Annotated in this window: 9 protein-coding genes and 2 pseudogenes; 8 read left to right on the plus strand and 3 right to left on the minus strand. The window is 68.2% G+C overall.

Features of this window, described 5'->3' with window-relative positions; all coding sequences use genetic code 11:
- Window positions 1-232 precede the first annotated feature (232 nt).
- From OG338_RS30490 to OG338_RS30515, 6 genes are all read left to right on the plus strand, one after another.
- On the plus strand, window positions 233-1258 hold the full coding sequence (locus tag OG338_RS30490; RefSeq protein WP_331741986.1) for a bifunctional DNA primase/polymerase: 1026 nt from the start codon (window positions 233-235) through the stop codon (window positions 1256-1258).
- The gene (locus tag OG338_RS30495) at window positions 1255-2793 is read left to right on the plus strand and encodes a phage/plasmid primase, P4 family (protein ID WP_331741989.1); all 1539 of its coding nucleotides are present in this window, start codon (window positions 1255-1257) and stop codon (window positions 2791-2793) included. Before OG338_RS30490 ends, OG338_RS30495 begins: the two co-directional genes overlap by 4 nt.
- 123 nt (window positions 2794-2916) lie before the next feature.
- Complete coding sequence (locus OG338_RS30500; RefSeq protein ID WP_018521694.1) at window positions 2917-3300, plus strand: DUF6009 family protein; 384 nt, start codon at window positions 2917-2919, stop codon at window positions 3298-3300.
- 211 nt (window positions 3301-3511) lie between these two features.
- Window positions 3512-4750 carry a ParA family protein gene (locus OG338_RS30505; RefSeq protein WP_331741993.1) on the plus strand — a complete coding sequence of 413 codons (1239 nt, stop codon included), beginning with the start codon at window positions 3512-3514 and terminating at the stop codon, window positions 4748-4750.
- Window positions 4747-5643 carry a ParB/RepB/Spo0J family partition protein gene (locus tag OG338_RS30510; RefSeq protein WP_405940580.1) on the plus strand — a complete coding sequence of 299 codons (897 nt, stop codon included), beginning with the start codon at window positions 4747-4749 and terminating at the stop codon, window positions 5641-5643. The genes OG338_RS30505 and OG338_RS30510 overlap by 4 nt, the downstream gene beginning before the upstream one ends.
- 768 nt (window positions 5644-6411) lie before the next feature.
- On the plus strand, window positions 6412-7029 hold the full coding sequence (locus tag OG338_RS30515; RefSeq protein WP_331741996.1) for an HAD family phosphatase: 618 nt from the start codon (window positions 6412-6414) through the stop codon (window positions 7027-7029).
- Window positions 7030-7082: 53 nt separating this feature from the next.
- On the opposite strand, the gene OG338_RS30520 is transcribed toward OG338_RS30515, so the two are convergent.
- A complete protein-coding gene (locus OG338_RS30520) occupies window positions 7083-7670 on the minus strand; it encodes a dienelactone hydrolase family protein (protein WP_331741999.1) in 588 nt (195 codons plus the stop codon).
- A 176-nt stretch (window positions 7671-7846) separates the two neighbouring features.
- Between OG338_RS30520 and OG338_RS30525 the strand changes: the two genes are divergently transcribed.
- Window positions 7847-8854, plus strand: coding sequence for a S41 family peptidase (locus OG338_RS30525; RefSeq protein ID WP_405940581.1), 1008 nt, complete (start codon window positions 7847-7849; stop codon window positions 8852-8854).
- 9 nt (window positions 8855-8863) lie between these two features.
- Here the strand turns inward: OG338_RS30525 and OG338_RS30530 are convergent.
- A pseudogene (locus tag OG338_RS30530) lies at window positions 8864-9475 on the minus strand (IS5 family transposase); the annotation flags it as partial.
- Window positions 9476-9799: 324 nt separating this feature from the next.
- Window positions 9800-9943, minus strand: a pseudogene (locus tag OG338_RS30535) (DUF6192 family protein); the annotation flags it as partial.
- Between the two features lie 203 nt (window positions 9944-10146).
- Between OG338_RS30535 and OG338_RS30540 the strand changes: the two are divergent.
- Window positions 10147-10668 (plus strand): hypothetical protein, encoded by a 522-nt coding sequence (locus tag OG338_RS30540; RefSeq protein ID WP_331742006.1) that lies wholly within the window; start codon window positions 10147-10149, stop codon window positions 10666-10668.
- The last annotated feature ends 564 nt before the right edge of the window (window positions 10669-11232 follow it).

Below are 11232 nucleotides of genomic sequence, written 5' to 3' on the forward strand. Positions count from 1 at the left end.
AGAGTCCCGGCCACTGAGGGATGCCTGTTGTAGGCTCTGATCCGAATCTGAAAACTCAGTCCCTTCAGTCCCTCAGCCCGGCAGTAGAACCGCTCTGACCTGGTCTTTCTCTGGAGGGACTGAACTGTTCAGGACTGAACAACCTGTTGGCTCCTCGGCAAGGACGATCAGCGTGCCGCGTCAAAAAGAGACAAGTGGCCCGCGTGCGGCGGGACCCACGAGTCCCTTCGACATGGCCCGTTGGTGCGCGGCGAACGGCTGGCCCGTCCACCCCCTGGCCGCCGGCCGCAAGACTCCCGCGGGCAACTGCCCGGCCTGCCGCCAGGACCCCCACCGCCCGGCGGACTGCCCCTGCCTCCCCGCCGGAAGGTGGTGCCACGGCTTCCACGCCGCGACCACCGACCCGGAGCGCCTGGCCGCCTGGTGGGGCGTCAACCCCACGCTCGGCGTCGGCGTCTCCTGCGGCCCGGCCGGCCTTGTCGTACTGGACATCGACGCACACAGCGCCGAAGTCCCGCACCGCGACCGCCTGCTGCCCGGCATCCCGATCCACGAGAGCGTCAACCTCACCGGCCTGGCCTCCGGCTTCGACACCCTCGCGCTCCTTGCCGCCCTGCGAGGCCACCCCAGCCCCGCGGACGACGAAGCCACCCTGCGTGTCCGAACCCCCTCGGGCGGCCTCCACATCTGGTACCGCACCGCACCCGACGGACCGCGCTATCGCTCATCCGTGGGCTCCAGCCCCAAGGTCGCCCTGGCCTGGCAGGTCGACGTCCGGGCGACCGGCGGCTACATCGTCACCCCGGCCACCCGCACCCCCGCTGGCATCTACACCCCCGTCGGCCCGGCCCGTATGCCCGCGCCCCTCCCCCACTGGCTCGCCGCCGAACTCCTGCGCACCGGCCACACACCGGGCCCCGACCCCGTACGCGTTCCCGCGCCCCGCCCCGTACGCGCGCCCCGCGCAGCCCGGGGCACCCCGCGCGCGCTCCGGGTGCTGGAACCCCTGCTCGCCGAGGTCCGGGCCTGCGCGGCGGCCGCCGAGGGGACCGCGTTCACCGAGAAGCTCAACCGGGCCGCCTACACCGCGGGCGGACTCGTCGCCGCCGGGCGCCTCACCGAACCCCGAGCCCAGGACCTGCTCACCGAAGCGGCCGACGCCGCGCGCCCGCACCGCCACCGGCACAGCCTCACCGTCATCGCCTCAGCCCTGTCCGCCGGCGCAGCCCGCCCGCTCGATCCCGAAGGACGCCCATGAGCAGCGCCGACAGCAGCCCGCGCTTCGACGCCACTGCCGCAGCGCAGCAGATGCTCGCCCTCGAAACCGAGGGCGGCCTTCCCGGCCTGCCCGCCCAGCAGAACGCCTCCGCGGTCGGTGAACCGATCCCGCCCGAGGGCCGGCTGCCTTCCCTCCTGACCGACAGGGGCAACGCCAAGCTGTTTGCCATGATGTTCGGCGACCAGTTCCGGCACGTCGAGGGCCTGGGCTGGTACCACTGGGACCAGTACCGCTGGAAGCGTACGGGCGGTGAGAAGGCCGCGGTCTGGGCGGCGGGCGACCTGGCCGAGCAGATGCCCCCCACAGATCCCACCGGTCAGTTCACGGACCGGGAACTGCGCGCGCACCGCCGCCGCTCCATGTCGACCCCCGGCATCAAGGCCATGCTCACCCAGGCGAAGGCATCCCCCGCCCTCGCCCTGGACCCGGACGTCCTGGACGGCGACCCCTACGCCCTGTGCACCCCGGCCGGCGTAGTGGACCTCCACACCGGGAACCTGCGCAAGCCCGACCCCGAGGGCGACATGCACTCCCGGGCCACGAGCGTCGCGCCCGAAGAGACGCCGACTCCACGCTGGCACCGCTTCCTGCACGACACATTCGGCGACGACGCCAAGGGCGAGGAGACAATCCACTTCCTCCACCTGCTTCTCGGCTACTCCGTCACCGGTGACGTTGGCGCGCAGGTGCTCCCGTTCCTGTACGGGACCGGCGCGAACGGCAAGTCCGTGCTGCTGGACGTGATGACGCAGATCCTCGGCGACTACGCGCAGGCCGCCCCGCCGGGCTTCCTCATGGAGAAAGGCAAGTTCTCCGAGCACTCCACCGAACTCACCGAACTGCACGGCCGCCGCATCGTCGTCTGCTCGGAACTCAAACCGAACGACAAGTTCGACGAGTCCCGGGTGAAGTTGCTGACCGGCGGCGACCGCATCATGGCCCGCCGCATGCGCCAGGACTTCTTCAGCTTCAACCCCACCCACAAGCTCTGGCTGCTGGGCAACCACCGCCCCGAAGTAGGCACCGGCGGCCACGCGTTCTGGCGCCGCATCCGCCTCATCCCCTTCGAACGTGTCGTCCCCGCAGCCCGCAAGATCGACAACCTCGCCAAGGAGCTCGTCCAGAGCGAGGGCCCCGGCATCCTGCAATGGCTCATCGAGGGCGCCAAGCTCTACCTGGCCACCCGCGACCCGCTCGACGGCCCCGCCACGGTCCGCTCGGCCACCGCCGCCTACGCCACCACCGAGGACCACATCGGCCGCTTCCTCGCCGAGTGCTGCACCACCCACACCGCGGACCTCCGGGTGGAACAGGGCCTGCTGTACGCGGCGTACAGCAGCTGGTGCGGAGCCGGCGAAGGCATCCGCCCTGCCACGGCCCGCGCGTTCGCGACCCGGGTCCGCCAGGAACTCTCCCTCGCCTCGCCCGCCGACATGATGAAGTCCAGCGGCAAGAAGTACTACCCCGGCCTGGGACTCCTCACCGACGACGACTCCAGGACTGGCCATGCCTGACGTACGCACCCGGCACACATCCGCCGGTCCGGCCTACCATGAACACGGTGCCCCCACCAGGGAACGTGCTCACACCCACCCCGGCCTCCTCCCGGCCGGCCGACACACAAAGGGGCTGCAGCCATGAGCTCGCTGCTGAACGAGAGCGACCTCCACCACGAGAACGCCGTGGTCTGGCTGGAGAACCCCGACAACCTCGACTACGTACGCCAGGCGCTCGACAAGACCACCCGCCGCCGGGGAAAGCCCCGCTACGAACGCGACGGACGCATGGTCGGCTACACCGAGCTGGAGGCCCACACCGAGGCCGACCCCGACAGCGGACTCCACCTGCGCCGGGTCTTCTTCCTGCTCCCCCACGACCGCGACGCAGACCCGGATGGCCCGTACCACGAGGGCGCCCCCGGCGAAGCGGTCGACCCGAGCACCATCGAGCCGAAGCGCGTCGGCGACAAGACCCCCCGTTCGCAACGCGGCCTGGCCGCGACGGCGGAGACCGGCAGCTGACGGAGATGGGGGCGGATTATTACGGCGTAATAATCCGCCTGCCCCGCTGACTTATTACGCCGTAATAACCGGCCCGGTCCCTCCCGCAGCCTCCAGGTCCGGCTCCAGATCCACCCAGGAGCCGGGCTCTTGAGCGTCCCTCAACCAAAAAACAGCCAGAACTAACGCGTTGATACCGAAAAGGATCATCGGAGTTAGTAAGGTGGCTGTCATGACTTCGCCCTCCCCCGGCGACCGCGAGAAGGTCGTCTCCAAGCTGCCCCCGGTACTGCAACAGGACCTGAAGATCCGGGCCGCCCAGCACAACATCGACATCCAGCACGCCGTCGAAGCAGGCATCGAGGCATGGCGACGGCTCGGATCCAACCTCTCCCCCATCGACACCGCCGGCGCCAAGTCCTTCGCCACCTTCCTGCCTGACGGCCAGTGGGACGGCTTCCGCGCCGACTGCGCCTCCCGGGGCGTCTCCCTCATCCAGGGCCTCGCCCAGTCCGTCGTCATGTGGCTGGAGACGAACCCGGCGCCCACCGTCGTACGCCCCGAGCACCCGAAGCGCATTATCACCTGCAACCAGAAGGGCGGCGTCGGCAAGACCGCCATCGCCGCAGGCACCGGCGAAGCCCTCGCCGAGGACCCGGGCGCGCTCCACCCCGTCCGCATCTCCAAGCACTTCGCGGCCGCCCTCGCCGAGGACGAGGACCCCTCGCCCCTCGACTACGAAGACCTCCCCGGCCTCGGACTGCGCGTCCTCCTCGTGGACTTCGACCCCCAGTGCCACCTCACCAAGCAGCTCGGCCACCAGCCGCTGCCCATCGAGGGCGACAGCCTCACCAAGCACATGGCCGGCGAGGCCAAAGGCAGCCTGGCCGATCTCGTCGTCCCCATTGAGGACCCCCGCTTCGGCGACCGCCTCCACCTGCTGCCCGCCTGCACCGACGCCTTCCTCCTGGACGTCAAGCTCTCCGGGGTCCGCGCCCGCGAAGCAGCCCTGGAACGAGCCCTGTCCGCCATCGAAGCCGACTATGACGCCGTCATCATCGACTGCCCTCCCAGCCTCGGCCTCAGCATGGACGCCGCCGCCTACTACGGCCGCCGCCGCCAGGGCGAGGCCCCGGGCAACTCCGGCGTCCTCGTCGTCGTCCAGGCCGAAGACAGCTCCGCCGACGCCTACGGACTCCTCACCTCCCAGATCGAGGACCTCCGCGACGACATGCACCTCGAACTCGACTACCTCGGCATCGTCGTCAACCACTACGACGCCCGCCGCGGCTACATCGCCACCTCGTCCCTCAATTCCTGGATGGACATAAAGGATCCCCGAGTCGTCGGCATCATCGGTGACCTCAAGGAACAGAAGGAGGCCGTACGCGTGAAACAGCCCCTGCTCGCCTACTCCCCCCGCTGCGATCAGGCCGTCGGCCTGCGCGCCCTCGCCCGGGAGATCTCATGAGCAAGGCATCCCGGCTCGGAGCCGGCTCCTCCTTCGGCCAGACCCAGTCCATCAGCGCCCGCCGCGCCGCCATCAACCAGGTCGCCGCCGCCCCCACCGAAGGCGCCCCGCCCCCGGTCGAGCTCTCCGTCGACATCATCAGCCTCAACCCCGACAACCCGCGGTCCGATCTCGGAGACCTCACCGACCTCGGCAACAGCCTCCGCGACCACGGCCAGAAGACCGCGATCAGCATCATGGGCCGCTTCGCCTACCTCGAAGGCAACCCGGGCCGCGAGAACGATCTCGAACCCGGCACCAAGTACGTCGTCATCGACGGCAACTCCCGCCTCGCCGCCTCCCGCGAAGCCGGCCTCACCGAGATCAAGGTGATGCTGGACGACAAGCTGGGCAGCAACCCCGACGAGATACTGGAATCGGCCCTCGTCGCCAACATCCACCGCCAGGAGCTCAACCACCTGGACGAGGCCAAGGCCCTGGAACAGCTCCTGAAGATCCACGGCACCCAGGAAGCCCTGGCCGCCCGCCTCCACCGCTCTCAGGGCTGGGTCTCCCAACGCCTCGCGCTGCTGACCCTGACCCCCTCGCTCAAGGAGAAGCTCCAGTCGGGCGAGGAGTCCGCGGCCACGCTGCGCCTGGTCGGCAAGAAGAAGGCCGAGGACCAGGAGGCCCACCTCCAGCACCTGAAGGCCACCAGGCCCCAGAAGCCCCGCACCCCCAAGCAGAAGCGCCAGTCCCCCGCGGAACCCCCCACCCGCCTCCCCTCGACCGACGCTTACACCCTGGCGAGCATGATCATCGAGGAGCTCGACGTCTCGTCCCGCCGCAAGCTCACGGAGCTGCTCGTCGACTTCAAGATCGAGGAGTCCAAGCGGATGAGGGCGGAGAAGTAGCCGCCGCACAGGGCTGGGTGCGCACTATTACGCCGTAATAATGCGCACCCAGCCCTTCGGTTATTACGGCGTAATAACCGAAGCCGCGGTCCGCCTCCCGCCCCCACCAGGCAACGAGCGGCGTCCACAGAACCGTCAGCACCAGGGCCCCGAAGCCGGCCCGGAACGACGACAGCAAGCCGGGGGAGAGGCCGCCCTCCGAGCAGGGGAACCCAGCGGGGGAGTACCTCACCCCACGGCCGCACGAGCCCGAGCGCCAGGAGCGTGATCGCCTCGCTGAGCACGCTGAGGCCGAGTACGTAACCTGTGCCCCAGCCGTCGAAGTCCATTGCCGCGTAACCCGCGTCGGTGTAGCCGGCCGTGTGCCCTGTCGCCACACCGGCCCCCAGTCGTCGCCCCCGGGTACGAGCCCCCACCCGCCACCTCACCCGCACGGCGGAGACCCTGCTTCTCCTCCTCCGGACCGCCCGCAGTATTACGCCGTAATAATGCGACGCAGCGTCGTCCCTCAGCTCCTCTCACTGAAGTCCGACTGCCCTGGCGCCGACTCGCCCTCCTGCTAGCGTCTGCCGCTCGCATTCGCGCTGTGGTCCGCGGGCAAGGAGGTACACCTTGCCAACCTGTCCTTCGCCGAGAGGAAGATCCGACGTTCTCGTGTTTTGAGATCGCTTGACCTTGCCCCGGGGGGAAGGCCAACAGTGTTTGCGAGATCACAGGAGCGAGCGGTGTGCGTTTGCCGGCCGGGCAGGACGAGGAGGGGGAGTTCGAGTGACGGAGACCTGCGTCATTCTTGATATCGGTGGCGTGCTGGAGATCACGCCGGAGACGGGGTCGGTGCTGCGGTGGGAGGATCGGCTGGAGTTGCCGTTCGGCACTGTGGATGAGCGGATGCACGATGTGTGGCAAGCCGGGTGCGTCGGGAGTATCAGTGAGCGAGAGGTTCACGAGCAGGTAGCAGCACGCTTGGGGCTCGACGCGCTCCAGGCTGAAGCCTTCATGGCTGATCTTTGGGCGGAGTACTTGGGAACGCCTAACGAGGAGCTCATCGCTTATGTGCGTGGGCTGCGAGGAAGCTGCAAGCTGGGCATCCTGAGCAACAGCTTCGTCGGTGCCCGGGAGCGTGAGACGGCGCTGTATCACTTCGATGAACTGGTCGAGCACATCGTGTACTCGCACGAGATCGGTGTCGAGAAGCCGGACCCGCGTGCTTTCGAGGCCGCATGCGCCGGCCTGGAGGTGCGGCCGGAGAGCTGTCTGTTTATTGACGATCTCGCCGCCAATGTTGAGGCTGCGCAGGCAGTGGGCATGCGGGCGCATCTGTTCCAGGACAACGCACGGACGATCACGCGCATTGCAGCCCACCTGGATACTGGTCCCCGGTCCTGACTCGGAACTGTATGCCGTCGTTCGGCTGCTGCCGGGGCCGGAGGGGCGGCCGCTCAGCCCTGGCGCCTTTCGGCGCTGGGCGGGTTGAGGAAATCCAGCACCCTGCGCCAGGTCAGCTCGGCTGCTGCTGGATCGTGGTCGGGGAGTTCACTGTCGGTGTAGAAGTGGCCAACGCCGGGATAGCGGAAGACTTCTACATTGATGCCGGCTTCCTGTGCTGCTTGGCAGAGAGTGGCAATCCGCTCGGGCGGTGCGAAGTCATCCGGCTCAGCGGCGTGCAACTGGACCCGCAGACCGGGGCGAACGGGGACAGGGAGGTCTATGGCGGCGTGCAGGAGGAGAACGCCTGTGGTGGCGGGGCGTTCGGGCCAGAGATCGGCCACGACGCTTGTGCCCATGGACACACCGGCGAGTACGGTTTCATCAGGCATACCCTCAAGAGCCTGCCGAGCGTGCTTCACCACCGCTGCCCAACCGATCTGCTCGACCAGTTGGAATCCTTCGTCAACAGTGGAGGCGGTCTCGCCGCTGAACAGGTCGGGCGTGATGACCTCATGCCCGGCGCGGCGGAGTCGCTCGGCGGCAAGGGCCTCAGCGGGGCGCAGACCGAGAACGGAGTGGAACAACGCGATATGGGCCATCAGATTATGGTGCTGTACGGGTCGTAGCTGCGACCAGCACTTTCGAAACACGTCCCTAGGGGTGGGGGCGGCCTTGCGGCAAAGATCTCTAGCGGGTGGGATCGATTGGGCGTGCATCACCACTATCGGATCAGGAACGTGCCATGAGAGTGCCGACAAGAGACCGAATATCCGGTTTGGCCAAGGTCGCATTTATTTGCGCCGCACTGACGGTGGCGGGGTGCACCGCCGATGGTGATGTCGAGACGGTAAACGGGATGACACCGGGGGCAAGCGCCTACCTGACTTCCGCGCTGGATGTGATGGAGAAGCACTCCCTCGTCACAGCAGACGTGGACTGGCCGAAGGTCCGTCGGAACGCCGTTGCTCGTGCCCAGAAGGCACAGACACCTGCCGAGACCTATGGAGCGATCCGGCAAGCGTTGAGAGACCTAGACGACCGGCACAGCACCTTCTTCGATCCCCAGGAAGCGTCCCAAGCCCTGAACTCGCCGGCTGACGACCTGATGCTCCCCGAAGGCCGTCACCTCGCGGGTGCTATCGGCTATCTGACGCTCCCGCCAGTCCCGTCTGACCGTGTTGCAGCCCCGTACGTCCGCGCGGCGCGTTCGACCGTCAGCGCGCTCGACGAACAGGGCACCTGCGGCTGGGTCATCGACATGCGGAGCAACAGCGGCGGAGACATGTGGGGGCCGCTTGCCGCCGTGGGGCGTATTCTCGGCGACGGGACGGTCGGCGCAGCTGTCTACGCGGACGGCGAGAAGGCTCCATGGGCGATCGAGAACGGCACACCCCGCCAGTACATTGACGAATGGGGCTCCGCTCCGTCTCTCGCACGGCCGATGCCGCCGGTGGCCGTGCTGACCAGCCGGAGGACTGCGAGCGCCGCGGAGGCAGTCACCATCGCGTTCCGAGGCCGGTCCAACACCCGCACGTTCGGGCAGCCGACAGCCGGTGTCCCTACTGCGAACGCCCCGTACCAGCTCTCCGACGGCGCGCTGGTCATCCTGACCGTGGCCCGCGAAGCGGACCGGAACGGAAACCTTTACAACGGGCCCATCGCCCCCGACGTGAATGTCCCGATTACGCAGGGACGCGACCAAGTGTTGACGACGGCTACGGACTGGCTCAGAACTCAAGACGGCTGCCACAAGGCTCCGTTACTACTGGGCGCTGAGCCTTGACCCCGGCTTCAGCGCCAGGTGACGCCGACCCCATCGTGCGATCGGAACGGAATGTCGGGCAGAGGCGGAGTCCGCCCAGACAATGGTGACCTCGGGATGCATCAGACGGAGGTGGAAGAGGAGTTCCTTGGCCGCGTCGCGGTCGGTGAGCGAGGCCGGGGCGACCATGACCAACAGGGGCAGGCCGCGAGTGTCGACCACCAAGTGCCGTTTGCGGCCATCGATCTTCTTGCCCGCGTCATAGCCGCGTGAGTCCCTGCCGACGATCTCGGCGACCCTGACACTCTGTGAGTCGATCACGGTTGCGACCGCCCTGGGGCCTTTGCCTATCTCGCGGCGGATCCGGGCTGACAGGTGGTCGCGGATCTGTCCGATCACGCCGACGGCGGCCCAGCGGGCCATGAAGCCCCAGACGGTGCGCCAGGGCGGGAAATCCGCAGGCAGGGCCCGCCATTTGCAGCCGGTGTCCACGACATAGCAGATCGCGTCGACGATCTCGCGGCGGGGGTGTTCCTCCGGCCGTCCCCCGGCTTTGGTTTCGCAGGCGGGCTCAGGTAACAGCGATTCGATCAGGGCCCGCTCTGCGTGGGTGGTGTCGGAGGGATAGCGGCGCTGGCGCATGGCGGCGGCCCTTCCCTCCACGCGGTGTGGGAGCAGTCCGCACGGTCTTCCGGCCGGTCGGACCGCTCGTGATGGTCGGGACGAGACGACGAGATCGAGGGTGGATTCGATGGAGTTGAGCTGGGCGATGATGTGCTTGACCCACTTGTCACCTGGGTGGGCGGCGGCGTGAGGGGCGACCGTGCCGGTGAGGAACCGGCGGAACTCGGTGAGTTTCCTGGTGAGCACGGCCCGTTCGTATGCCTGGAGGGCGGCCGGTTCGGCGCCGAGCTGGTAGCCGTCGGCTCTCGTCCAGATAAGCGCTGGCCAGTCGTTCTCCGCAATGATGTCGCGCAGGCCCGGGACCGCGCGGCCGGCCGCGGCCACGAACGAGTGGCAGGCGGTGACCAAATCCAGGAACTCCACCGTCCGGTCGATGTGACGGATCGCCGGGGCGACCGAGCTGGTGTCCTCGAACTGGTGGCGGGCTTGCCGGCTTCGCCCACGAGACCGTCGTCACCGATTTGGGAGGCGGGCACCCGACGACTTCCACGACAGCCGCCATCAGCACCTGTTTTCGATTGTACGAGACTCGACAGCGCCACCAAGGGGGTGGTCGGGGCGGGCACGGAGCCCTGACGTACGTTCGAGCCCATGACGCGCACCCTGAGAAGATGCCGACTGGTGGCCCAATGAGCGGCTGGTGGGCCTACCTGGAGGAACGGACCTGTCGAGAGGTCGATGCTGATGTGCTGCGCGACCGCCGGCTTTCGGCGGTCAGGTCCGTCTGGGAGGCGCTGCGCCCGTTGGGGGTGGGCCTGCACGAAGCCGAGCGGGTGGTCCACGCGCGATATGAGGCTCTGGGTGACCGCGTACAGTCCGCCCCGCCCGATCCGCTGGACCTCCCCTCGCTCGCAGCCCGCGCCGCGGCTCTCCCAGGCCGCGTGGCGGCAGTGGAGGCGCTCTGGGACGGCGATACGGTGCACGACTGGTTCGTGCTCCTGGTCGCGGTCCTGGACGCCCCAGATGGGGAAGGCCACCTGGCGACCGTGTACCACCGATCTGACGGCCCTCCTCCTGGTGTTGCCGCGGCCGTGGCCGGCCGGGCGCTGGCCGGCCACCTTCGCGTGCCTTTCCACTTCGCGTCTCCGGATGTCCCTGATGACGACGCCCCGCGCTGGAGGACGATCCAACGGCTGGCGGAGGGGCCGTGACTGGGGGGCGTGGACGGGACGACTCCCAGGAGGCCGCATGACATGGTGCCTCCCCTTCCCATCAGGCACCGACCGGATCTCGTTCCATCAGGCACCGACCGGATCTCGTTGTGGTCGAGGCGGCTTCGCGCGCGGCCCATCGGCCCAGCACAGACCGTAGGTGGCATCAGCAGGGCTGAGTCCAGTCCTAATCGCAATCACAAAGTGAAGCACCCTGGCACTCCCTCAGTTTCATGAAAGGTACATGCATCAGCTAGGCGGAGCATTGAGGGTCCTCCCCGTAGCCAGCTGCCCGAGAATGGGGCCTTTGGTCCGGGAGCGAAGCGGACGGGCCGGGGTAGAGCGGAGAGGAACCCCTGATGGGCGGCCACAAAGTGACAGGCCGTCAGGGCCGCGCTCCGCGCGGCCCGTTCACTGCGTTTACGGAGCGAAGCGGAGAGAACGCCCGCGCTTCGCGCGGGCCGGGGAGCGAAGCGAGCCGGCTTCACAGCCTCTGGAGCGAAGCGGAAGAGGCGCGCCAAGCGAAGCGCGGCGCTTCGCTTGCTTATCGCGCAGCGATAGGGA

The sequence above is a fragment of the Streptomyces sp. NBC_00726 genome, from assembly GCF_045161735.1.
Taxonomy (GTDB): domain Bacteria; phylum Actinomycetota; class Actinomycetes; order Streptomycetales; family Streptomycetaceae; genus Streptomyces.

Coding starts and splice junctions, on each gene's coding strand:
- OG338_RS30490 (WP_331741986.1), top strand. CDS start 233: ATGGCCCGTTGGTGCGCGGCGAACGGCTGGCCCGTCCACCCCCTGGCC.
- OG338_RS30495 (WP_331741989.1), top strand. CDS start 1,255: ATGAGCAGCGCCGACAGCAGCCCGCGCTTCGACGCCACTGCCGCAGCG.
- OG338_RS30500 (WP_018521694.1), top strand. CDS start 2,917: ATGAGCTCGCTGCTGAACGAGAGCGACCTCCACCACGAGAACGCCGTG.
- OG338_RS30505 (WP_331741993.1), top strand. CDS start 3,512: ATGACTTCGCCCTCCCCCGGCGACCGCGAGAAGGTCGTCTCCAAGCTG.
- OG338_RS30510 (WP_405940580.1), top strand. CDS start 4,747: ATGAGCAAGGCATCCCGGCTCGGAGCCGGCTCCTCCTTCGGCCAGACC.
- OG338_RS30520 (WP_331741999.1), bottom strand. CDS start 7,670: ATGGCCCATATCGCGTTGTTCCACTCCGTTCTCGGTCTGCGCCCCGCT.
- OG338_RS30540 (WP_331742006.1), top strand. CDS start 10,147: ATGAGCGGCTGGTGGGCCTACCTGGAGGAACGGACCTGTCGAGAGGTC.